This window comes from Pyxidicoccus sp. M6, from assembly GCF_055568925.1.
This window is the reverse complement of sequence record NZ_CM145714.1, coordinates 9,048,541-9,073,398: the sequence shown is the minus strand read 5'-3', so window position 1 is coordinate 9,073,398 and position 24,858 is coordinate 9,048,541. Positions and strand designations below refer to the sequence as shown.

At 71.0% G+C, this 24,858-nt stretch carries 10 protein-coding genes; 7 read left to right on the top strand and 3 right to left on the bottom strand.

All coding sequences use genetic code 11. The features are described 5' to 3' along the window. Positions 1 to 10 precede the first annotated feature (10 nt). The 3 genes from cutA to ACVTJA_RS35465 all read right to left on the bottom strand — a co-directional run bounded on the left by cutA (position 11) and on the right by ACVTJA_RS35465 (position 2,046). Positions 11 to 337, bottom strand: coding sequence for a divalent-cation tolerance protein CutA (gene cutA / locus ACVTJA_RS35475; protein WP_465826378.1), 327 nt, complete (start codon positions 335 to 337; stop codon positions 11 to 13). Between the two features lie 13 nt (positions 338 to 350). Next, positions 351 to 1,319: an ATP-binding protein gene (locus ACVTJA_RS35470; RefSeq protein ID WP_465840596.1), complete on the bottom strand. Its 969-nt coding sequence runs from the start codon at positions 1,317 to 1,319 to the stop codon at positions 351 to 353. Between the two features lie 73 nt (positions 1,320 to 1,392). Beyond that, positions 1,393 to 2,046: a hypothetical protein gene (locus ACVTJA_RS35465; protein WP_465826376.1), complete on the bottom strand. Its 654-nt coding sequence runs from the start codon at positions 2,044 to 2,046 to the stop codon at positions 1,393 to 1,395. 283 nt (positions 2,047 to 2,329) lie between these two features. Here ACVTJA_RS35465 and ACVTJA_RS35460 point away from each other — a divergent pair, with 283 nt between their 5' ends. The 7 genes from ACVTJA_RS35460 to ACVTJA_RS35430 all read left to right on the top strand — a co-directional run bounded on the left by ACVTJA_RS35460 (position 2,330) and on the right by ACVTJA_RS35430 (position 24,848). Then, positions 2,330 to 5,887, top strand: coding sequence for a tetratricopeptide repeat protein (locus ACVTJA_RS35460; protein WP_465826374.1), 3,558 nt, complete (start codon positions 2,330 to 2,332; stop codon positions 5,885 to 5,887). Beyond that, positions 5,887 to 7,356, top strand: coding sequence for an adventurous gliding motility TPR repeat lipoprotein GltE (gltE, locus tag ACVTJA_RS35455; protein ID WP_465826373.1), 1,470 nt, complete (start codon positions 5,887 to 5,889; stop codon positions 7,354 to 7,356). Before ACVTJA_RS35460 ends, gltE begins: the two co-directional genes overlap by 1 nt. Positions 7,357 to 7,483: 127 nt before the next feature. Then, positions 7,484 to 7,765, top strand: a complete 282-nt coding sequence (gene cglF / locus ACVTJA_RS35450; RefSeq protein ID WP_465826370.1) for an adventurous gliding motility protein CglF — start codon at positions 7,484 to 7,486, stop codon at positions 7,763 to 7,765. Between the two features lie 79 nt (positions 7,766 to 7,844). Continuing rightward, positions 7,845 to 9,779: an adventurous gliding motility protein GltG gene (gene gltG, locus ACVTJA_RS35445; RefSeq protein ID WP_465826368.1), complete on the top strand. Its 1,935-nt coding sequence runs from the start codon at positions 7,845 to 7,847 to the stop codon at positions 9,777 to 9,779. A gap of 106 nt (positions 9,780 to 9,885) precedes the next feature. Next, positions 9,886 to 10,518: an adventurous gliding motility protein CglE gene (gene cglE, locus ACVTJA_RS35440; protein ID WP_465826364.1), complete on the top strand. Its 633-nt coding sequence runs from the start codon at positions 9,886 to 9,888 to the stop codon at positions 10,516 to 10,518. Between the two features lie 22 nt (positions 10,519 to 10,540). Further along, positions 10,541 to 12,439 carry a DEAD/DEAH box helicase gene (locus ACVTJA_RS35435; protein ID WP_465826363.1) on the top strand — a complete coding sequence of 633 codons (1,899 nt, stop codon included), beginning with the start codon at positions 10,541 to 10,543 and terminating at the stop codon, positions 12,437 to 12,439. Positions 12,440 to 12,569: 130 nt separating this feature from the next. Continuing rightward, positions 12,570 to 24,848, top strand: coding sequence for a tetratricopeptide repeat protein (locus tag ACVTJA_RS35430; protein WP_465826360.1), 12,279 nt, complete (start codon positions 12,570 to 12,572; stop codon positions 24,846 to 24,848). The last annotated feature ends 10 nt before the right edge of the window (positions 24,849 to 24,858 follow it).

The following is a 24,858-nucleotide window of genomic DNA, read 5'->3' as shown; positions in this document are numbered from 1 at the left end:
CCGGGACGGCTCACGGAGTGAAGCGCGCGTTGTCCCGCACCCAGGCCAGGTAGGGGCCGTGGCCGTCGGTGATGTCGAGCCGGAGCACCTCGGGCACCTCGTACGGGTGCAGCGTGACGACACGGGCGCGCAGCGCCTCGAAGAGGACGTCCCGCGTCTTGAGGATGAGCAGCACCTCACCCTCGTCGTGGACCTTGCCCTCCCAGCGGTAGATGGAGCGCACGCCAGGGACGATGTTGCCGCACGCGGCGAGCTCCTCCTCCACCAGCGTGCGCGCCAGCTCGGCGGCCTTGTCGGTGGAGGGTGCGGTGACGAGGACGAGGATGATGTCATTCATTGCGCGTGCGACCTCAGCGCCCCGCGCTGCGCAGGCCGCCCGGCGCGTGGTGCATGGGCGCGTCCATCTCCTGCCGTGTGCGGCGCCGGTCCGGCGTGTCGCGAGGCAGCTCCACGAAGGTGCACATCTCGCAGAGGCGGCTGTAGATGCGCTCGCCCACGCGCTCGCGCAGCAATTCCGCCTCGCGCACGGTGTTGCGCGAGTCCTCCGTCGTCCGGTAGCCCGGAGGAGCCGCCGGTGCGCGCAGGGCCTTGCGCTCCGGCTCCAGCGAGTAGTTCGTCGCGAACAGCGTGGTGCGGCCCGCGTTGTAGCGGCGGGCAATCAGCTCATCGAGCGTCTCCATCTCGAACGGGCTGCCGCGTCCCTTGCCCAGCTCGTCGATGGCCAGCACCTCCACGTCCGACAGCGGGCCGATGATTTCGCCGCCGCTCTTGCCCTCCTGGAAGCCGCGCCGGATGGTGGCGTACAGCAGGGAAATCTCCACGTAGCGGGCGCGGATGCCCACCTCCAGCACCAGGTGCGCCAGCGTGGCCGCCATGAGGTGCGTCTTCCCCGTGCCCACCGGGCCGCTGAGGATGAAGCCCTTCGCCGGGTCGCCCTTCGAGTTCGTGCCACCCTTGCGGTAGTCGTGGGCGAAGTGCATGGCCACGCCGCGGCCGCGGTCCTGCGCCTCGTTGAAGGCGCGGTAGTTGTCGAAGCTCGCGTGGGACACGACGCCGGGCAGCCCCACGTCGTTGAAGAGCGCCACGCGCCGCCGCCGCCGCGTGCAGATGCACGGCTCCATGACTTCATAACGCCGGGGGCCCATCTTCTGGCTGAACTCGGCCTCGCGCTCCACCAGCACGTGCCCGCGCCCGTCGCACACGGAGCAGCTCTCCGAGCACACGCACACGCGCGCCTGGGCCACGTCTCCGCGCCGCTCGAGCACCCAGGTCCGCCCGCCGCACACTCCGCACGCCTCGCCCATCGCCTTCGCACCCATGTCGCGCATGGCCCTAACAGACCCTTCCCGCGCCCGCCCGCCAACTGAACCGACGTTCAGTCGGGCGCTGGCTTCACACTTCCTTCACGCCCAGTCGCCGCCGCACCGCCACCAGCACCCGGAAACGCCGGGAGACCCGCCGCGCGCGCGCCGACATCACCTGCTGCTCCAGTCCCACCTCCGTCGCCTCGCGCCACACCGCGAGCCGATCCGAAAAGGGCAGGGCGCGCAGCAGCAGCAGGAAGGACAGCGCCTCCTGCGCGTCCATGGCCGCGGGCTCGCAAGGCACGTGCGCCAGCACCGTGACGAGGAGGCGCCGCACCCGGGGCGCCAGGGCCTCTTCCCGCCCCGCCAGGTCGTCCAGGGCCGCGCACAGCCGCGCGTGTCGCGTCTCCTCCCACGTGCGGGCCTTTTTCTTCCGCGCCTGCGACTCCGGGGCACCTGCGCCCGCCGCCAGGGCGCGGTACTTCTTGATCTCCGCGTCCACCTGCCTCCGGCACGCGCGCAGCGAGCGCAGCACCGGCTCTCCGGGCCGCGCGTCCCACATCGCCTTCTCCGCCGAGCGGGCAATGCCCCGCGCCACCACTTCGAAGGGAACGCCCTCCTGGGCCCAGGTCGTCAAAAGCTCCGTGTCCAGTGCGGACAGCATCAACCCCGCACCGCGCACCGCGAGGAAGTAGTCCTGCACCAGTTCTTCGAAGCTGGCGCTCTCGGGGAGCAGACTCATGATCCGACACGCACTCCAGGACAGGGCAGCCGAGCAGCCGGCCGACCGCCCTCCCATACCTGCTGGGTCCGACAAGGCAACTCCGAAGCCGCCCTTTTCACAGCGCTTCTGGAAGTTTTCCGGCGTGCTTTCCGCTCGTGAAGCAGCCGGCCAGTCAGGGTTGACCCGCTACGGGAAAACCGCGCATAGTTGCGACCCCCGAATGGAAATTCCCGAAGATTCCCGGATACTTGCCGAGCAGGCAAGCTACCGGGGACGCCGGTCCCCCCTCACTAGGAAGACCATGCGCCGTTCGCTCCTCGTCTGCCTCGTGCTCCTGGCCACGACGTCTGCTGCACAGGAAAAGAAAGCCACGCGCGATGCCGATCTCGGCCGGAAGTCCGCCACCACGGTGGACAAGTCCCTCGCCGGTGACATCACCCGTGAAAAAAACAAGCAGGAGGTCGCCCCCGCGCTCCAGTACGACCAGTTCCGGCTGGGCGTGGAGCTGCAGGTGGCCTCCAAGCGCCGCGAGCAGATCCAGTCGCTGAAGAAGATCATCTCCCTCTCGCCGGATCCGAGGGAGGTCCCCAGCCTCCTGTTCCGGCTCGGTGAGTTCTACTGGGAGGAGTCGAAGTTCTACTTCTTCGAGGCCAACCGGAAGGACGACGAGCTCATCCAGGCGATGAACCGCAACGACGCCATGGGCCAGCAGCGCGCCAAGGCGGAGAAGGCGGAGTTCGTCGCGAAGCAGAAGGAGTACGGCAAGCTCGCCGTCGAGCAGTACACGAAGATCGTCCAGGAGTACCCGAAGTTCGAGCGCACCGACGAGGTGCTCTTCTTCCTCGGCCAGTACCTCATGGAGGACGGCCAGGAGCGCAAGGCGCTCGTCGCCTTCAAGCGGCTGGTGGAGAAGCACCCGCAGTCCAAGTACATCCCCGACGCGTACTTCGCGTTCGGCGAGTACTACTTCAACAACTCCAAGGGCAAGCGCCCGGAGCTGGAGAAGGCGCTGGTGGCCTACAAGAAGGCCGCCGAGTTCCCCGAGAGTCAGGTGTACGCCTTCGCCCTCTACAAGCAGGGCTGGTGCTACTTCAACATGGGTGACTACGAGGGCGCCAAGGACAAGTTCAAGACGGTGGTGCTCTACGGCGAGCTGGCCGGCGCCGCCGCGGTGGAGAAGGACGGCGGCAAGAGCGGCAAGAGCTCGCTGGTGCGCGAGGCGCGCGGCGACTACGTCCGCGCGTACTCGCACCAGGGTGACGTGGCCCAGGCCCGCGCCGAGTTCGGCAAGGTGGCCTCCAACCCGGATGACCGCTTCACGATGATGAAGCAGCTCGCCAACCTGTACTACGGCGACGGCAAGGACCGCGAGGCGGCGATTACGTTCAACTCCCTCATCAAGGAGAAGCCGCTGTCGCCCGAGGCGCCGGGCTTCCAGGGGAAGATCGTCGACTGCATCCTGCGCATGGGCAACAAGGAGCGCACCGTGGCCCAGGTGCGCCGGCTCGTGAAGATCATGAAGGAGGTCGAGTCCTCCGGCGTCATCAAGGACGACAAGGACAAGAAGCTGCTCGCCGAGGCGAAGGAGCTGTCCGAGCGCACGCTGTCCAACCTCGCCGTCACCTGGCACAACGAGGGCAAGAAGACGCGCAACGAGGAGACGTTCAAGTACGCGGACGCCGTGTACAGCGACTACCTCACGCTCTTCCCGGAGAACCCCAAGGCGTATGACCTGCGCTTCTTCTGGGCCGAGCTCCTCAACGACAACCTGCAGAACTACGAGAAGGCCGCGGCCAACTACACGCTCGTCGTCCTCCAGGACGCGAAGGTGCTGGAGGCCAAGGACGACAAGGGCAAGCCGAAGCCGGGCAAGCCGGGCAAGTTCCTGCAGAACGCCGCCTACAACGCGGTGCTCGCCTACGACGAGGTGGTGAAGGCCGCCGAGTCGCGCGGTGAGGACAAGAGCGCGGCGGCGGGCACGGACATCACCAAGAAGATCACCATCCCCCCGCTGAAGAAGGCGCTGCTCGACGCGTGCGAGCGCTACCTCAAGTACGTGCCCAAGGGTGACAAGCGGGTGGAGATCGCCTTCAAGGCGGCCAACATCTACTACCGCCACAACCACTTCGACGAGGCGGTGCTGCGCTTCAGCGAGATTGCGCTCGGCTACCCCGAGTACAAGTTCGAGAACGGCGACCGCGCGGCGGAGTTCGCGGCCAACCTCATCCTCGACTCGTACAACCTGCTGCAGGACTACGCGAAGGTGAACGAGTGGGCGCGGCGCTTCTACGCCAACGACAAGCTCGCGGTGGGCAAGTTCCGCGACGACCTGGCCAAGCTCATCGAGCAGTCCTCGTTCAAGCTCGTCAGCCAGCTGGAGGAGAAGAAGGAGTTCCAGAAGGCGGCCGAGGCGTACCTCGCCTTCGTGAAGGACTTCCCGCAGACGGAGCTTGCCGACCTCGCGCTCTACAACGCGTCCGTCGACTACTACAAGGCGAAGCAGCTCGATAAGACCATCGAGGTCCGCAAGCGCCTCTTCGCGCAGTACCCGCGGTCCAAGTACGTGCCGGACTCCATCTACGCCAACGCGGAGGCGCAGGAGGCCATCGGTGACTTCGAGGAGGCCGCCGGCACCTACGAGGCCTACGTGCGCGGCTACGAGCGCAACATCGCGGAGAAGGGCGCCGGCAAGGCGCGCGGCAAGAAGGGCGCCGACGAGAAGCCCGCCGTCCCGCAGAAGTGGGAGGAGTCCAAGGCGCAGGTGGCGCTCTTCAACGCGGCCACCTACCGCGAGGGCCTGGGCCAGATGAAGGCGGCGCTGAAGAACCGCGAGCACTACCTGGAGCTGTGGCCCCGGGCGAAGGACGCGGATGACATCCGCCTGTCCATCATCGACCTGACGGGCAAGGCGGGCGGCGGCATGCGCGCCATCAAGATGCTGGAGGAGTACGAGCGCGACAACATGCGCTCGGCCAGCAAGTTCCTCACGGCCGAGGCGCGCATCATCGACCTCTACAAGAAGATGGGGAAGTCGCGCGACGTGGCGCGCATGTACAAGCGCGTCTTCGAGCACTTCGACCAGCTCCCCCGCCGCGTGCAGACGTCGCTGGAGAAGCCGGCGCTGGCCAGCGCCGCCCAGGCGCAGTTCCTCTCCGTGGACCTGGACTGGCAGGAGTACAAGCGGCTGAAGCTGTACTGGGGTGCGCCGCCCTCGCCGGACCGCTTCCGCGCCAGCATCCAGGACAAGAGCAAGGCGCTGCAGGTGGTGGAGAAGAAGTACGTGCAGACGGTGGCCCTGGGCGCGCCCGAGTCCGCCATCTGCGCCCTCAACCGCATCGGCCTCGCGTATGACCACTTCGCCGACCGCGTCATCAACGCGCCCATGCCGCGCGGCCTGGACGAGGAGGCGCAGCAGGCCCTGCGCGACGAGTTCGCCAACCAGGCCCAGCCGCTGAAGGACAAGGCCACGGAGGCCTTCGCCGCCACGGTGAGCAAGAGCCGCGAGCTGGACGTCTACAACGACTGCTCCGCGGAGAGCCTGAAGATGCTGCGCACCGTCTACGCGCCGGACCGCTTCCCGGACATGCCGGAGGAGAAGGTGGCGCTGAAGGGCAGGTCGCAGATCATCGGTGGTGATTTGCTGGCCTCCATCCAGGACGTGCCGCCGCCGGCTCCCAAGGCCGCCGCGGAGGACCAGAAGGCGAAGGCGGCGGAGCTGAACGAGGACCTCGCGGACCTCACCCAGCAGCTGCGCTCGCAGACCGAGACCCAGGTGGACGCCAAGCCCGCCGCCGCCAAGGACGGTGCCGCGCCCGCCAAGCAGGGCGGCGCCGACGAGGAGCCGGAGGACTTCCTCTAATGAACCGGACCCAGACTCACACCATGCGCCTGTTCTCCCTTCTGGTCGCTACATCGCTCGTGGCCGTCGGCTGCACGGCCTCCAAGGCCACCGGCCCCACGCCGGTGAAGAACCCCTCCACGTCGCAGACGACGGGCAAGGAGCCGGAGGCCGCGCCCATCTCCAACACGGCCAAGGCCCGCTTCGAGGACGCCGTGAAGGCGTTCGACTCCCAGAAGAAGGCGAAGGCCTTCGACTACCCGTCGCTCGAGCGCAAGTTCAAGCTGGCGCTGGAGTCCGACGTCAACCTCGCGGAGGCCCACTACAACCTCGGCGTCATCGCCGAGCGCCAGGGGAAGAACGACGAGGCCCGCGCTCAGTACAAGCAGGCCCTGTCGAAGAAGCCCTCGCTGCGCCAGGCCTCGGAGAACCTGGCCATCATGGAGCAGAACTCGGGCAACGTGGCCGGTGCGGTGGCCCTCTACCAGGAGGTGCTGCAGCGCTACCCCGATGATGCCCAGTCGCGCGCCCGGCTCGCGGAGATCTACCGGCAGCAGGGAGACCACGACAAGGCGATGGAGCTGTCCCGCGCCGCGCTGATGAGAGACCCGGCCTCCACCACCGCGCTGAAGGTGATGATTCGCAGCTATCTGGACCGCAAGCAGCTCGCCATGGCGAAGCTGGTGGCGCTGCGCGGCGTGAAGCTGGACGCGACGGACCCGGAGCTGCACCACGCCGTGGGCCTCATCCTCCAGAAGGAGGGGAAGCACGACGAGGCGCGAATGTCCTTCCAGAAGGCGCTGGAGGTGCGTGACGACTACGTGCCCTCGCACGTGGCGCTGGCGCAGCTCGCGCTGGAGTCGGAGGACTACCCCGGCGCCGAGGAGCACCTGCGCCGCATCCTCCAGGCGGACGGGAAGAACGCCACCGCGCACCTCAACCTCGGCATCGCCTACAAGGGCCAGGGCCAGTTCGACAAGGCCATGCAGGAGTACGACGAGGCGGAGAAGCTGGACCCTCAGCTGGCGGCCGTGAGCCTCAACCGCGCCATCATCCTCCACAAGGTGAAGGACGCGCCCGAGCGCGCCGTGGAGCTGTACAAGCAGTACATCGCCACGGCCGGCGGCGACGTGGCCCTCTCCGCGGAGGCGCCCGTCTTCGGGCTGCTGCGCGAGGCGGAAGCCATCGTCAACGCCAAGCGCGAGGCGAAGCACGCCGAGGAGCAGGCCAAGCAGATGGAGGAGCTGCAGAAGAAGCAGCAGGCCCAGATGCAGGCCGCGGAGAAGCAGGCCGCCCCGGCTCCGCAGCCCGGCGCCGTGACGCCGGCTTCCGGCACCGGCAACGCCCCGCAGGCCACGCCCGCGGGTGGCGCCGCCACGCAGGCGCCCGAGACTCCGGCCAAGACCCCGGCTGCCCCGGCCGGTGGGGCCACCGAAAAGAAGAATGCAGGCACGGCGGATCCTTCGGAGCCCGAAGACGACCTGCTGTGAAACGTGCGACGTCCCCGGGTGCCTTCGCTGTGGCGGGGCCTCGGGGGAAGATGCGAACCTTGAGCGTCCCCTTTAAAGGGGGACGCACCGTAGGACGGGCCCGTCGAGGGCCCTCGTGGAGGCAGTGATGCGGAAGGCACTGATGCTGTGCGCGGTCCTCGCGGTGGCCCCGGCCTTCGCCCAGGACGAGGGCAACAAGGCCCAGGGCGGAGGGAGTGGGGGCGGGGAGGGCAATGTGCGCTACTCCAAGACCACCAGTATCGACTTCGAGGACGACACCATCGAAGGCGACCTCACGAAGCCGGACGGCGAGTACATCGACACGCGCGGCAAGGTGAAGCACTCGAACCTCATCCGCATCCGCGAGGACTTCGAGGACAAGGTGATGCAGTCCGTGGGGGAGCTGTAGGCGACGTCAAACGCTCCGGCGGGAACCTGTCGGAGCGCGCGTTGTCTGGAGCCAACACCCACCTTTTGTAGGAGCCCTCATGGCCGTCCCCCTGACACTCAAGGTCTTCAAGGGCGATTCGTTGGTCGCCTCCAAGGACTACGAGCGCGACATCATCAAGATTGGCCGTCTCTCTTCCGCGCACCTGTGCCTGGAGGACGAGAAGGTCAGCCGAATCCACTCCGTCATCGAGGTCGCCGCCGACGGCACCATGTCCATCATCGACATGGGCAGCGTCGAGGGCACGTACGTCAACGGCAAGCGCGTCAACAAGGGGCAGCTCGCCTTTGGTGACGAGATCCGCGTGGGTGGCACCACCATCCGCCTGGAGAACCCGGCCGCCGTGGCCGCCGCCAACCTGGCCGTGGCCGTGGCCGGCGTGGACGAGACGACGGAGAAGAACCCCGTCGTTGCCGCCACGCCGGCGCCCGCGGTGGGCCTGGCGCAGGCCGCCGGCGCCGTGGCTCCCGCCGCCTCGGGCGCGCTGGATGCGTCCTTCGCCGCCACGCAGCAGAACGCGGTGGCTCCGGCCGCCGAGCCCGCGCCGGTGGAGGCCGCGGCTCCCGCCGCCGAGCCCGCGCCGCGCGTGGTGCGCACCGTGCGCAAGTCGAAGTCCAACGGCCCCATGGGCGTGGGACTGCGCTTCGCCTGGGGCGACCAGCGCGTGGGCGAGTTCTTCATCGCCCCGGGGCTGAAGCGCTCGTTCACCGTGGGCAGCGCCGCGGACGTGAACTTCATCATGGGCGACACGAAGCTCGGCGCGCCCAAGTTCGAGGTGCTGCGCTCCGACGGCCAGTCCTTCACCGTGCGCTTCTCCGGCAAGATGAAGGGCGAGCTGACCCGCAAGGGCAACACGATGGACCTCAAGGAGGTCATCGAGTCCGGCAAGGCCACGCACGAGGGTGAGGCGTACGCGCTGACGCTCGACGCGGAAGACTTCCTCTGGGTGGACCTGGGCGGCGTGACGATGGAGGCCGCCTTCCAGCCGGTGCCCAAGCGCGTGGTGGCGCCGCTCGGCGAGTCGCTGGACTACACGGCGCTCAACATCTTCCTGGTGATGTTCTTCGCGGCCACCGCGTTCGTCATCACCGCCATGAACCGCACTGGCGAGGACGACGAGTTCGCGGACGAGCTGGCCTCGGACAACGCCCGCATCGCCAAGCTCATCATCAAGCCCCCCGAGGTCCAGAAGAACAAGTTCCTCGAGCGCCTCAACCAGCAGAAGGAGGCGAAGAAGAGCGGCGAGATGGCCGCCAAGAGCCGCGGCGACGAAGGGCAGATGGGCAAGAAGGACGCGGCCAAGACGAACAACCGCACCGCGCCCAAGGGCGACCCGAACAAGAAGGACGAGGCCCGCGCGCTGACGGCCAAGATTTTCGGCTCCGGCAAGGGCGGCATCTCCACCGTCTTCGGCAAGAACGGCCTCGGCGGCGACCTGAAGAGCGCCATGGGCAACATGTTCGGCGCCAAGGCGGGTGACTCGGGCGGCTTCGGCGGCCTGGGCCTGCGCGGCTCCGGCGGCGGTGGCGGCGGCACGGGTGACACCGTCGGCATCGGCGGCATCGGCACCAAGGGCCGCGGCGGCGGCACCGGCTCGTACGGCAGCGGCGTGGGCGTGCTGGGCGGCAAGCAGAGCGTGGACGTGGGCATCACCTCGTCGGACCCGGAGGTCATGGGCTCGCTGGACAAGGAGCTCATCCGCAAGGTCATCCAGATGAACCGCGGGCAGATTCGCTACTGCTACGAGAGCCTGCTCAACCGCTTCCCGAAGCTGGGAGGCAAGGTGTCCGTGAAGTTCGTCATCACCGCCACGGGCTCGGTGGCGTCGTCCTCGGTGGCGCAGTCCACCGCGGGCAACGCGGAGCTGGAGACGTGCGTGGCGGGCCGCGTACGCACCTGGAAGTTCCCCGAGCCGAAGGGTGGCGGCGTGGTGGTCGTCACCTATCCGTTCATCTTCAAGCAGGCCGGCGAGTAACGCCGGGCTGCCTCCCTGTCGCGCGGGCGGACCTCCAGTCAGGGCCGCCCGCGCTGTTTCCATCGGCTCCCATCCCCCACGGGAGCCGCGCTAACGTCAGGACCGCATGAAAGCCCTCGCCCCCCTTGCCCTGTGCGCTTCGTTCCTCCTCCCCCTGGCCGCGAGCGCCCAGCAACCCACCCCCGCCAACACCGGGGACCGCCCCGCCGTCACCTTCAATGAAATCGAGCGGGGCCTGTACTTCGCGGTGATGGGAGGTCCGCTGTTCCTCACCAACCCGCCCGCCCCCGAGGGCACGCCCCGGCCCTTCTCCTCGGGCCCCATGGCGCAGGTGGAAGTCGGCGCGGACATTGGCGAGCGGCTGTCCCTGGGCGTGTTCGTCATGGGCTCCAGCATCCGGACGAGCGCCGAGTACGTCGGCAACTCGGGCGGCGCGGTGTCCGGTGACTTCTCCACGATTGTCCCCGGCGCGGCCCTGCGCGTGCGCCTGGTGGGCCTGGCGGACAGCCAGGAGACGAAGCGCACGTGGTTCTACCTCCGCGCCGGCGGAGGCCTCGCGATGTTCGCGCCGAAGCGTCTGCTCCCCGATTCCGACATTCTTGTGTTTGCCGGGCCCGGAGTGGAGTACTACACAAGGCTGCGCCACTTTTCCGTGGGGCTCGAGGTAACGGGGAACTATCTCGTTAGCGGAGGCTCCTTCGGGTTCGCGGTGGCGCCGAACATTCGCTACGCGTTCTAGCGGGAGCTAGCGGGAGATAGACGTGCCTCAGGAGAATGGAAGCGGTGGGCCGCGCCCCGGCGGGCGTGGTCGTGACGGGGGTGCGCCGGGCCAGGGCCCGCGCCGTGAAGGCCCGGGAGGCGGTGGTTTTGGTGGTGGCTTCGGTGGCCGTGGCGGCCCCGGTGGCCCTGGCGGCAGGGATGGCGGCCGTGGTCGCGGCGAAGGCCGTGGCCGCAGGGACCGTGATGAGGGCCCCGTTGGCCCCGGTCAGCGCGTCATCGCCGAGCTGAGCGTCCTGGAGAAGGCGCTTTCCAAGACGGACTTCACGGCGGAGAAGGGGCCCCTGCAGGCCATCGTCCGCTCGCTGAGGCCCATGCGCCTGAAGTCCCTCGAGGACCTGGACCTCAACACGAAGGGCCGTCTCATCACCACGATGCTGCGCGTGCAGCGTCAGCCGAAGCCGCCCGCCCCTGAGGCGCCGACTGCCGCGGCCGAGGGCGCCGCGCCCGCCGAGGCGGCACCGGCCGAGGCCGCTGCGCCCGCCGAGGCTCCGGCCGAGGGGGCAGCCCCCGCCGAGGGCGAGGCGGCTCCGGCCGAGGGCGCGGCTCCGGCGGCCCCCGCGGTGGACACGGCCAAGGAGAAGTTCGACGCCTGGACGGACGTGATGTTCCTGGTGGGCCAGGTCTGGCGCGCGGCGGGTGACGCCGAGCGGGCAGAAGCGGCCTTCACCGCCAGCGGCCGCCAGCCGGGCCCGGAGGCCGAGGAGCCCGCGCCGGCGCCCCGGTCCGAGGAGCGCCGTGAGCGCGGCCCCCGTCCCGAGCGGGGCGAGCGTCGTGAGCGCGGCGAGCGTCCCGAGCGTGGGGCCCGTGGCGAGCGCGGTGAGCGTCCCGAGCGCGGCCCGCGTCCGGAGCGTCCGCCCCGCGGCGAGCGTCCCGAGCGGGGCCCCCGTCCCGAGCGGGGCGAGCGCCCGCTGCCCGAGCTGACGGGCGACTGGTCGGAGCAGGTGAAGCAGTTGGAGGCCATGGGTCGCACGCGCGACGCGGGCCGCCTGCACGAGCGCAACAACTCGTTCGCCGAGGCCGCGCGCCTGTTCGAGGCGGGCGGGGACCTCAAGAGCGCCCTGCGCAACGCCCTGGCCGCCGGCAACAACGACATCGCCCGCCGGCTGGTGGGCACGCTGCCGCCGGATCAGCTCGCTCCCACGCTGGAGAAGGCCGGCGCCTACGAGCTCCTCATGGAGCACTACGTGGGCAAGGGCGACTTCGAGAACGTGGCCCGGCTGTACGAGCGCGCCCGCCAGTTCGACCAGGCGGCCCTCGCCTACGAGCGCGCCGGCAAGCTCACCCTGGCGCGCAAGTCGTACGAGCGCTCCCGGGACATGGCCAGCGCCAACCGCATCCGCGGGCTCGAGGTGAAGAGCCTGGTGGAGCGCGGCGACAGGCTCGGCGCCGCCACGCTGCTGGCCGCCGTGGGCCAGCGCCGCGAGGCGGTGGAGGTGCTCAGCCCGCTGCCTCCGCCCAAGGCCTTCCACTTCATGCAGCGCCTGAAGCTGGACGACGAGGCGAAGGAGCTGGCCCAGAAGGAGCTGGCTCGCGCCGAGGCGGAGCAGAAGCCGGCGGGCCGCGCCCGGTGGCTGGAGCTGCTCGGCGAAGTCGCCGCGGCGGCCGAGGCCTGGGAGGGCGCCGGCCGCAAGGACAAGGCGCTTCCGCTGCACGAGAAGCTCGGCAACCTCGCTCGCGCCGCCCAGCTCGCCGAGGAGCTGCAGCAGCGTGACAAGGCCATTGCGCTGTTCACCCAGCTGAATGACACCGCCGGTGTGGAGCGGGCCAAGGCCCTTCCGGAAGCGCCGGCGGTGGCTCCGGAACCCTCCGCCGACGCGGAAGGTGGAGAGGGTGGCGAGGGCGGCGGTGAGACGCCTCCGTCCGCTCCCTCGGCTGGGTAGCAAGAAAGCCAATAAATCCCGCCGCTTGGCGGGTTTTGCATGATTGCTCGGGGGCGCTGGCGACCGGTAGAGTTCCGGTCCCTGGCGCCCCCGCTGCGTTCCAATTCCATACCCAAGGCCCGCCTGCCCCATGCAACAGCCCACGCCCCCGCGTCCCACGCTGCGTGTGTCCGATGACCGGACCTTCGTCGAAGCCGAAGCCTCCCTGGAGAAGGCTGGCCGCGTAGAAGAGCTGATCCGCCTCTACGAGGGGCGCGCTCGGGACGTGCCCGCCGACGAGGCGGTGCGCCTCCTGTGCCGCGCGGCGGATCTGGCTCACGAGCGGCAGCGCAACGCGCCCCGCGCGGAGGAGCTCTTCAAGCGCGCGCTGCTCGTCGCGAAGGACCCGCTGCCCGCGCTGCGCGGCCTGAAGCGGCTGCACGAGTCGCGGCAGGACGCGGCCTCGCTGGCGGACGTGCTGGAGCGGCTGGGCGCCGCCACGCAGGGCGAGGAGGGCTCGGGCCACTACCTCAAGGCGGCGGACCTCTACGAGCAGAAGCTCTTCCGGCGCGACAGGGCCGTGCTGTGCCTGCAGCGGGCGGCGCGCGCGAAGCCGGACCGCGCCGTCTTCCGGCGCGTGCGCCAGTTGCTCCTCTCGGAGCAGCTCTTCCAGCCGGCCTTCGAGGCGCTGGAGCGCGAGCGCGAGGCGCTGGGCGACGCGGGCATGGCCGAGGAGTACGCGGCGCTCGCGGAGCGGCTGGTGGACGACCCCACCGAGCACGCGCTGGCGCAGAAGGTGGTGGAGGTGGCGCGGGCGCTGGAGCCGCAGAACGCGCGCGTGGAGAAGGCGTCGCGCGCGCTGCAGCGCTTCGAGCAGACGTGGCGCGACCGCGTGCGGATGCTGCGCAGCATGTCGCTGGAGGAGCGCGACAGGAAGAGCGCGGCCCGGCTGTCGCTGCTCGTGGCGAAGCTGTTCGCCTGGTACGACCCGGGCGCGGCCGGCAAGGTGAAGGAGGCGTTGGACCGGTGCTTCCTCCTGTGGCCGGGCATGCCGGAAGGCCTGGCGCTGATTGAGAAGCTGGCCGAGCGCTCCGGCGGCGACTTCGCCCCGGCGATTGCGCAGATTGAAGCCATGGCCGGCGAGGTGAAGGACCGCACCGCGCAGGTGGACCTGTGGCTGCGCGTGGGCACGCTGCGGCTGGGCAGGCTGAACGACGGCGACGGGGCGCTCGGCGCCTTCGAGAAGGCCGTGGCGGCGGACCCGTCGCGCGCGGACGCGGCGAGCCTCACCGCGGAGCTGCTGCTGGAGAAGGGCCGCGCCCCGGATGCCGTCGCGGTGATGGAGCGCTACCTCGCCACGGTGAAGGACAAGGCGGCGCAGGCGGCCATGCGGCTGCGGCTGGCGGAGCTGTGCCTGACGCAGCTCAAGGACGCCGCGGCGGCGCGCACGCACCTGGAGGCGGCGCTGAAGCTGGACGGCACGCAGGCCCTGGCGGCCTTCCAGCTGGCGCGGCTGCTGGCCGAGGACGACGAGCTGGAGGCGGTGGTGCCGCTGCTGGACCTGGCGCTGCTGGCGCCGCGTCCGCGCGCGGAGCGGGTGGCCTTCTGCGAGGCGCTCGCGCTGATGTTCGAGGAGAAGGACGACGCGCGCGGCGCCTTCGAGGTGCTGGCGCGGGCACTGGAGCTGGACCCGGGCCGGCCGTTGCTGCTCGGCTCGGTGGTGGAGCACGCGGAGAAGGCGCAGGCGCAGCCCGCGCTGGCCCTGGCGCTGCAGCGCGCGGCGCAGGCGGCTCCGGTGGCGGAAGTCGCGGCGCAGCTCTGGCGTCAGCTGGCGCAGCTCCTCCAGGGGCCGCTGGCGGACCCGGCGCGCGCGGAGGCCGCGTGGCGCGAGGTGCTGGCGCGCGTGCCCGGTGACGCGGCGGCGGCGGAGGCGGTGAAGTCGCTGCAGTCGGCCGCGGCGCTCGCGGACGACCCGAAGGCGAAGCTGGAGGCGGAGGTGTCCCGCCGCGAGGCGGCCGGCGCCGCGCCCGAGGAGCTGGAGCCTCTGGTGCGCCAGTTGACGCAGCTCGCCCCGGAGGACGCGGCGGCGGCGCAGCGGCTCCAGGCGCTGTGCGTGGCGCTGTCGAAGTTCGACGAGGCGGCGGCGCTGGCCGGCCGGCTGGCGGGGCTCGCGGAGACGCAGCTCGAGCGCAACGAGTGGACGGCCCGCCAGGCCAAGCTGTACGCGGAGCGGCTGGGCCGGCAGGAGGACGCGGCCGACCTGTTCCTCGGCCTGCTCTCGGAGAACGTCTCCACCGGCGTGGTGGTGGGCGGCCTGGAGCGGCTCGCGACGGCGGGCGTGCGCACGGCGGAAATCACCCAGGCGCTGGCGGCGCACTACGGGCGCCAGGGTGACCACCAGCGACAGGTGGCGGCGCTCCAGCAGCAGTTGGAGGCCACGACGGAAGCCGGCTCGCGCAAGCGCCTCTTCGCGCTGCTGGCCAGCATCCACGAGAAGCAGCTCGCCGACAGCCGCGCCGCCTTCGATGTGCGGGTGCGCGCGCTGCGCGAGGACCCGAAGGACGAGAGCGGCCGCGCGGAGGCCCTGCGCCTCGCGAGGGATTTGTCCGCCCACGCCGAACTGGGCCGGGTGCTGCGCACGCTGGCCTCCGAGTCGGATGACTTGCAGCTCGCGGTGTCGCTGCTCACCGAGGCCGCGACGCTGACGGAGGAGGGCGGCCTGGCCGCCGAGGCGATTGCGGCGCTGGAGGCGGCGGTGGGCCGCGCGCCGGAGTCCAACGCGGTGCTGCAGCGGCTGGTGAAGCTGTACGGGCGCGCGGGCCGGGCGGCGGACGCGGAAGGCCTCTTGCGCAAGCGCATCCAGGGCGCGCGCGGGCCGGAGAAGTTGCAGTTGCTGCTCCAGCTCGTGGACCTCAACACGGAGCTGGGCCGTCCGGCGCAGGCCGCCGAGGCGCTCCAGGCCGCGATGTCGCACGGCGCGGAGGAGGGGCGGTACCTGCCGCGCCTCGCGGAGCTGTACGAGAAGGCCGGCCGCACGCGCGAGCTGGGCGACACGCTGGCGCGGCTGATTGCGCTGGCCGAGTCGGCCGGTGAGGCGGACAAGGTGGCTCGCCTGAAGCTGCGCCGCGCGCAGCTCCTCCAGGGCTCGCAGGACGGCAGCGCGGAGGCGGTGCAGAGCTACGCGGACATCCTCACCCAGCGCCCCTCGGACCCGGATGCGTTGGCCGCGCTGGAGGCCATGCTCGCCTCGGGCCCCGCGCGCGAGGCGGCGGCGCGCGTGCTGGTGCCCGCCTTCGAGCGCACCAAGGAGCACCGCAAGCTGGTGGCCACGCTGGACGTGCTGGCCGAGGTGGCGAAGGACGACGCCGCGCGCGTGCAGGCGCTGCGGCACGCGGCCCAGGTGCACTTGTCGCATCTGCGGCAGCCGGAGCTGGCCTTCGCGGCCCTGGCGCGCGCGCTGCGGCTCGCCCCGGGTGACGCGGGCCTGCGCTCCACCGCGCGGCAGGCTGCGGAGGACGCGGACTCGCTGGACAGCTACGCGGAGATTCTGGGCGAGCTCGCGGAGGAGGGCGATGTCGGCCCGGCCCGCGTGGCGGTGCTGCGCGAGCTGGCGGAGGTCCAGGAGAAGAAGCTGGACGACAAGGCTGGCGCGGTGAAGGCGCTGCGCTCGCTGCTGGCGCTGGAGCCGGGCAACCTCGACAGCCTGCGCGCCCTGCAGCGGCTGCACCGCGCGGGCGAGGAGTGGGCCGCGCTGGCGGAGGTGCTGGAGAAGCTGGCCGCCGTGACGGCGGAGCCCGCCGAGCAGCTCGTCTTCCTGCGCGAGGCCGCGCTGCTGCACGAGACGAAGCTCACCGACAAGGAGAGCGCCGCCGCCGCGTGGCGCGCCATCGCGGAGAGGGACCCGGCGAACCGCGAGGCCGCGGCCGTGCTGGACCGGCTCTACACCGAGAGCGAGCGGAGTGATGACCTGGCCTGGGTGCTCGCGCTGCGCCGCAACCAGGAGGGGCAGAGCCCGCAGGGGCGCGAGGTGTCCTTCCGGCTCGCGGAGCTGAAGCGCACCGTGCTGGATGACGCCAACGCCGCGCTGGGCCTCTACAAGCGCATCCTCGCGGAGGACCCGGGCCACCCGGGCGCGCGCGCCGCGCTGGAGGCGTGGGTGAAGGCCGCCGTGCCCGCGAGCGGCGCGGCGCTGGAGGTGCTGGACCCCGTGCTGTCGCAAGTGGGTGACCACGCCCGCCGCGTGGCGCTGCGCGAGTCGAGGATGGAGTCCGCGCTTACGGTGGAGAAGATTCTCCTCGCCGGGGAGATTCGCCGCATCTACGAGCGCGACATGCACCAGCCCTCGCTGGCCTTCATGTCCGCGGTGAAGTCCTTCGCGCAGGGGTTGGACCGCGATGGCGTGCGGCCGGACCTGGAGCGGCTGGCCCGCGAGACGAACTCGCACGAGGTGCTGGCGGAAATCTACGAGACGGCGGCGCTGGAGCTGACCTCCGGAGACCCGGCGGCGCTGGAGATGCTGCGCCGGGCCGCGGAGCTGCGCGAGTCGCTGGACCAGCCGGAAGAGGCCGCGCGCCTGTGGAAGAACCTGCTGGCGGACGCGCCGCAGGACCGGCAAGCGCTGGAGGCGCTCTCGCGCCTGTATGAGAAGGGGCAGAACGCCAAGAGCCTCTCCGAGGTGTATGCGCGCCAGGCGCAGCTCTCCACCGTCCCAGAGGAGCGCGTGGGCCTGCTGCTCAAGGCCGGCGAGGCCTACGCCAACGCGGGCGAGGATGCGAAGGCGATTGAAACGTACCGGTCGGCATTGGCGCTGCGGAAGGTGTCCGAAGGGCTGCTCGCGTTGGAGAAGCTGTACGCGAAGACGCGGCGCTTCGCGGAGCAGGCGGACGTGCTGGACCAGCTCGCGGACGGCGCTGCGGACGACAACGCGCGCCGGAGCTGGCTGCTGAAGCGCGCGCAGTTGCTCGAGAAGGAAGTGGGCCCGGCCGAGTCGCTGCCGGTGTACCGCCGGCTGCTGGAGCTGGCGCCCGGGGACGGCCAGGTGGTGGCCGGCCTGGAGCGGCTGATGGCGCACGACGGCCCGCGCGTGGAAGCCGCGCGCCTGCTGGAGCCCGTCTACCGCAGCCTCAACGACACGCGGAAGCTGGTGGAGGTGCTGGAGGTGCTGCTGCCCGGCGTGGCGCCGGAGCGGCGGCTGGAGCACCTGCAGGAGATTGCCACCCTGCGCGAGGCGCTGGGCCAGACGTCGCTCGCCTTCGTCGCGCGCCTGCGCACCTTCAACGAGTTCCCCCAGGAGGCCTCCGTTCGCGACGAGCTGGAGCGCCTCGCGGCCGACTCCGGCTCCTTCGAGGAGGTGGCCGGCGCGTACGAGGACCAGCTCGAGCGCGACACGCAGGAGCCGCTGGCCGGTGACTTGTGGCGTCGGCTCGCGGGCATCTACGACAACCGCCTCAAGCGCTACGACCTCGCGGTCCGCGCGCTGGAGGAGGTGAGCCGGCGAGATCCGACGAACAAGGCCGTGCTGGAGTCCATCGCCCGCGTGCACCGCCGCACCGGCGCGCACCGCGAGCTGGCGCTCACCATGCGCCGGCAGGTGGCGGCGGAGCCCAACCCGTCCTCGCAGGTGAACCTGCTCTTCGAGCTGGCCCACCTCGCGGAGGAGACGCTGGCGGACAAGTCGCTGGCGGCGCAGGCGTACCGCGAAATCCTCGTGCTGCGCCCGGAGAACGGCAACGCGCTGAAGCTGCTGGGCCGCGTGCTCACGGACATGGAGCGCTGGCCGGAGCTGGCGCAGCACATCGAGCGCGAAATCCAACTCGCGGACGCGCGCGGTGCACAGGAAGAGGCGTCGGACCTCCGCGTGCGCTTGGGCCGCCTCAAGGTGTCGCGCCTGGACGACCCGCGCGGCGCGCTGGAGCTGTACCAGTCCGTGCTGGCGCATCGCGCCGGACACGCGGGCGCGGTGGGCGCGCTGGAGGAGATGGCGCGCTCGGACAGCCCGCTGCGAGGGGCCGCGGCCAGCGCGCTGGAGCCCATCTTCGCCTCGGTGGGCAACCACCTGAAGCAGGTGGAGATGCTGGAGTCGCGTGCCTCGGCGGAGGCCGTGCCGCAGGAGCGCGCCGCGCTGCTGCGCCGCATCGCGGAAATCTACGCGGGCCCGCTGGAGAACCCGGAGATGGGCTTCGTGTCGGCGACGCGCGCGCTGCGCGAGCTGCCGGACGACCTGCGCTCGCTCGAGCTGTGCGTGTCCCTGGTGGACAAGGCCGAGGCGCCCGAGGAGCTGTCCGCGGTGCTGTCCGAGGTGGCGCCGAAGGCCGCGGACGCCTCCCGCGCCGAGCTGTACCGCGCGCTGGCCCGCATCCAGACGGACCTGGGCGAGCAGGCCGAGGCGCTGACGGCGTGGAAGCGCGTGCAGGAGCTGCGCCCCACGGACATCGAGGCACTGGACGCGACGGTGCGCCTGGTGGCCTCGCAGGGCAAGCCGCAGGAGCTGTTGGAGGTGCTGCGCCGGCAGCTCGCCGTGGCGGAGGACCCGGTGCGCCGCGCGGCGGTGCTCTTCCAGATTGGCACGCTGCAGGAGGAGCAGCTCAAGGACTCGCTGAGCGCGCTGGCCACCTTCCGCCGCCTGCTGGAGCTCAGGCCGGACGACATGGCGACGCTGGAGCGCATGGAGGCGCTCACCCAGAAGCAGGAGCGCTGGCCCGAGCTGGCCGACGCGCTCGCCAGGCGCATCGCCCTGCTGCCGCCCGAGGCCGGGCTGGAGCTGAAGTTCCGGCTGGCCACCGTGCGCGAGTCGCGGCTGATGGACAAGACGGGCGCGCTGGCGCTGTACGGCGAGGTGCTGGCCGTGCAGCCCAACCACCCGGGCGCGGTGGGCCGCATGGAGGCGCTCGTCAACCGCGAGCCGCAGAACCTGCTCGCGGTGGAGACGCTGCTGCGCGCCCTGCGCGCCAGCGGTGACGTGACGCGCCTGGCGCAGGTCATCGAGACGCGCGTGGGCGTGTCCACCGACGCCTCCGAGCGCAAGGCGCTGCTGGGCGAGCTGGCCACGCTGCGCGAGTCGCAGGGCGAGTCGGAGCTGGCCTTCCTGGCCCTCTTCCGCGCCTTCAAGGAGGACCCCAACGACGGCGAGGTGCGCCGCCGGCTCGAGAACGCCACCGACGCCTCCGACAGCTACGACGAGCTGGTGTCGGCGTACGAGGAAGCCCTGCCGCGCGTGGCCGAGGCCGTGGACGCCGCGCAGGTGTGCCTCAAGCTGGGCCAGTTGCTGGAGACGAAGCTGCGCGACTCGGACCGGGCCGTCTCCTACTACGAGCGCGCGCGCACGCTGCACCCGGCGGTGCAGGACAAGGCGCTGGTGGCGTTGGACCGGCTGTACCTCCACCTGGAGGCGTGGCCGGAGCTGGCCGGCATCCTCGAGGCGCTGGTGACGGGCGCCACCGAGACGGCGGACAAGGTGGGCTACCTCTTCCGCCTCGGCCAGCTCTATCAGGAGCGGCTGGACAGCCCGGACCGCGCGGCCGGCGCGTACGAGGCCATCCTCAAGCTGGAGCCGGCGCACCTCGCGACGGCGCGCCTGCTGGAGGGCATCTACGAGAGCGCCGGTGCGTCGGAGAAGCTCTACGCCATCCTCAAGCTCCAGTCGGAGAAGGTGACGGGCGCTGAGCGGGACCGGGTGCTCGGGAAGATGGCGCAGGTGTCCGCCGACGGGCTGTCGGACCTGGGCCGCTCCATCGACCTGTACCGCGAGCTGCTGGCGAAGAACTCGCGCAACGAGCAGGCCTTCGCCGCGCTGGAGTCGCTGTACGAGCGCGCGGACCGTCCTCAAGACTTGCGCGAGCTGTTGGAGGGCCGGCTCGCCGTCACGCTGGACCCGCGCGAGGTGGTGCGCCTCAACGAGCGTCTCGGCCGCGTGGTGTACCGCCTGCTGAAGCAGCCGGAAGCCGCGGTGCCGTACTTCAAGGCCGCGTTGGACCGCGACCCGCGTCACCGCGGCGTCCTGGATACGCTGCGCGAGCTGTATGACGAGACGGGCCAGCGCGAGGAGCTGGTGGGCGTGCTGCGCCGGCTCGTGCCGCTCCAGGAGAGCAGCGAGGGCGTGAAGGCGCTGCGCCTGCGGCTGGCGGAAGTGCTCGCCGGCATGGGCCGCCGCGAGGAGGCGCTGGACGCCGCCCGCCGCGCGCTGGAGGTGGAGCCGCACCAGGTGCAGGACCTGGAGCGCGTGTACACGCTCTTCGTGTCCATGCGCGCGTGGAACGACGCGGTGCGCGCGCTGGAGCTGAAGGTGCAGGTGCACCTGGCGGCCGAGGAGCGCGAGCAGGCGGTGGCCACGCACTTCGCGGTGGCGGACCTGTGGGAAGGGCAGGGCGGCAAGCCGGAGCAGGCCGCGGGAGCGCTCGAAAAAGTCCTCGAGCTGGACCCGGCCAACCGCACCGCCTACGAGCGCGTGCGCGGGCTGTACCGGACGCACAACGACTGGCGCGCGTACGCCACGGTGATGGACCGCTACATGCCCCACCTCGTCACCGACGAGGAGAAGCTGGCCTCGCTGCGCGAGCTGGCGAAGGTGCAGGAGGAGCGGCTGGGTCAGAAGGACGTGGCCTTCCTCGCGCTGTGCCGCGCGCTCCAGTTGGACGCGTCGGACGACACGCTGCGGGAGGAAGTCGAGCGGCTCGCGGACGAGACGGGCAGCCACGAGGAGCTGGCCGCCGTCTACGAGGAGGTGGCCGACGAGCTGCCTCGCGGTGCGCTGGCCGAGCGCCTCTACGCCACGCTCGCGCGCGTCCATGACACGCGGCTGGATGACCCGCAGGCCGCGGAGAAGGCGTTCCGGAAGATTCTCGAGTTCGACCCGACCAACGCCACCGCGCTGGACGGCCTGGCCGCCGTCTTCCAGCGGCGCGGGCGCGACAAGGAGTACGTCGTCGCGCTGGAGCAGAAGCTGGAGGCCGCGGGCTCGATTGAGCAGCGCAAGGGCATCCTCAAGGAGATTGCCCGCGTCTGGGACGAGAAGCTGGAGGACCCGACCGAGGCCGCGAGCGCCCTCTTGCGCGCGTTGGATTTGGAGCCGGACGCCGAGACGCTGGGCGTGCTCACCGCGCTGTACCGGCGCGGCCGTGCGTGGCCGGACGTGGCGTCCACGCTGCTGCGTGCACGCGACCTGGCCGACACGGTGGAGGAGCGGGCCCGCATCCAGGTGGAGGTGGCCGGCGTCTACGAGCGCGACATCGGCGACGACGAGGCCTCGGTGTCGGCGTACCGGCAGGCGCTGGAGTTCGACCCGGTCAACCGCACGGCGCTGGAGGCGCTGGAGCGGCTGCACACGAAGCTGGACCAGCCGGCGGACCTGCTCGCCATCTACGAGCGGATGCTGGAGCTGAGCGAGGACTGGCGCGAGAAGGTCCGCGTCCTCTTCCGCAGCGCCACCATCTGGGAGGACAAGTACCAGAACCCGGCCAACGCGGACGTCTGCGTGGAGGGCGTGCTCTCCATCGACCCGCAGAACGTGCAGGCCATCAAGACGCTCATCCGTCTGCGCCGCACGCAGGGCCGCTGGGAGGACCTCATCGTCGCGTACGAGCGGCAGCTCGCGCTGGCCACGAGCCCGCAGGAGCAGGCCGAGCTCTACGTGGACATCGGCAACGTCCAGTACCAGCAGCTCAAGGCGCTGGACCGCGCGGTGAACAGCTACCACGCGGCGCTCGCGGCGGACCCCGCGTGCCGGCCGGCGCTGCACGCGCTCGGCAACCTGTACGAGCGCAGCGGCAACTGGCCCTTCGCGCTCGAGATGCTGTCGAAGGAGGCCGAGCTCGCCGGCCAGACGCCGGACGCGGTGGAGCTGTACTACCGGCTCGGCAAAATCAATGAGGACATGCTGATGGACTCCGGCAGCGCACGGAGTGCCTACCAGCAGGCCCTCGCGATTGACGCGGGCCACCTGCCCAGCATCCGCGCCCTCAAGGGCATCCAGGAGCAGGAGAAGGACTACAGCGGCTACGAGCAGACGCTGCGTCAGGAGGCGGAGCAGACGGAGGAGCCGGCCGCCAAGGGCCGCGCCCTGCTGGACCTCGCGCGCTACCACGCGGAGACGCGCGAGGACCGCGACACGGCCACCCGCTACTGGCAGGAGGCCCTCAAGCACATCCCCGACAGCCTCGAGGCCGCGCGCCCGCTGGCCGACATCTACATCGCCCACGAGGACTGGGCGTCCGCCGAGCGGATGCTGGACATCGTCACGCGGAAGATGGCGGAGAAGGCGATGACGGAGAAGGACGCCGTCAGCGCCGCGGACCTCTGCCGCCAGCTCTACCGCCTGGGCTACGTGGCGGAGAAGCTGGGCCGCCGCGACAAGGCGCTGGGCTGCTACGAGAAGGCCTACGAGCTGGACGCCACCTACCTGCCCGCGCTGGAGGGCTACGGCAACCTGCTCGTGCAGACGCGCCGCTACGAGGGCGCGCTCAAGGTCTTCCAGACCATCCTCATCCATCATCGCGAGGAGCTGACCGACCTCGAGGTGGTGGAGGTCTACTGGCAGATTGGCGACATCCACGCCGCGCTCGGCCAGGTGGACCGCGCCCAGAACCACTTCGAGAAGGCGCTGGCCATCGACCCGGGCCACGAGCCGACGCTGCGCGCGCTGGTGGCGCTGATGGACAAGGCGGGCCAGTACGAGAAGTCCGCCGAGCTGCGCCAGCAGCTCGTGGGCGTGCTGGAGGGCGAGGCCCGGGCGAAGGTGGCGCTGGAGCTGGGCCGCATCGCCCGGGACGAGCTGCACGACCCGTACATGGCCATCGACGCCTTCACCACGTCGCTGAAGGCGGAGCCGGACGTGCCGGAGGTGATGGACCAGCTCTACGTGCTCCTGCGCGAGACGCGCCAGGGACAGAAGGCCGCGGACGTGCTGGCGCGGATGCTGTCGCTGCCCTCGCTGGCCATGGAGCCGCACAAGGCCAAGCGCGTGTGGTTCGCGCTCGGCGAGCTGCGCCGGGATGACCTGAAGGACGTCGAGGGCGCCACGCAGGCCTTCAACGCGGCACTCGATCTGGACCCGCGCTTCGTGGAGGCCTTCAGCGCGCTGGAGGCGATGCTGGGCGCGGCGCGCCAGTGGAAGCCGCTGGAGGAGAACTACACGAAGATGCTGGGCCGGCTGCCCAAGACGCCGGAGACGCACGTGGCGCGCATGGCGTTGTGGCGCGCGCTCGGTGATTTGTACCTCCAGGTGCTCAAGCACCCGGAGGGCGCGGTGGCCGCGTACGGCGTGGCCGCCAAGGGCCTGCCGGACGACGCGACGGTGCAGGAGACCTTCGCGGAAGTCGCCGGGCAGTTGCCGGGCCGCGAGGACGAGGCCATCGCCGCGCTCCGCCGCGCGCTGCCCAACACCACGGACCCGCGCAAGGTGTGCGGCCAGCTCGTGCGCCTGTCCGCGATGCGCAAGGATTATGACGGCGCGTGGCTGGCGGCCCAGGCCGTCGCGGGCCTGTTGGGCGAGGCGGGGGAGGACGAGCAGGAAATCCTCACCAAGCTGGGGCCCTACGCGAAGAAGAAGGAGGCGCTGGAGCCGCGGCCGCTGAACGACCAGCTCTGGCACAACCACCTCTTCCACCCGAAGGCCCGCGGCCCGCTCGCCGAGCTGATGGGGCTGCTCTTCGCGAAGACGGGCCACCTGTACGCGGTGCCCTTCCAGCAGTACCAGCTGGTGCCGAAGAAGCACCGTATCGACGTGGCCAGCGCGCAGGAGTACCACGTGCACCACTACCGCTACGTGGCGCGCATGCTGGGCATGGACGCGGTGGAGCTGTACTCGCCCTTCCTCGTGGCCACGCGCGAGCGCATGGCCAAGCGCTCCAACGAGCCGGCCCCCGAGCCGCTCATCAACACGGAGCTGCTCCAGACGCACCCGGCCAGCGTGCGCGTGGGTGGCAAGTACTTCGCGGAGCAGGGCCAGAAGGAGGTGTACTACCTCCTGGGCCGCACGCTGGCGCTCGCCCGTCCGGAGCTGGCCTTCAGCCAGCGCGTGGCGGTGGAGCGGCTGGAGGCCATCCTCCAGGCGGCGCTGAGCCTCGTGGTGGGCAACGTGCGCATCGCCGAGGCGCAGCACCTGGTGGACCCGGAGCGGCGGCTGCTGGAGAAGAGCCTCAGCGAGCCGGACCGCGCGGCGCTGGCCAAGGCGGCGCGTGCCTGGCTGCCCACGGCCACCCCGCAGGCGGTGCGTCAGTACCTCGAGGGCGCGGAGCTGACAGCCGCGCGCGCGGGCCTCTTCGCCGCCGGGGAGATGGAGCCGGTGCGCCGTATGGTGCAGGGCGAGACGGGCTCGGCCTTCCGCGTGCCCGTGCGCACCAAGCTGCGGGAGTTGCTGGTGTTCGCCACTTCCGAGGACCTGCACGAGCTGCGTGTCGCCGTGGGCACCCACGTGGAGGTACAGGTGCGCAAGTAGCGACAGAACC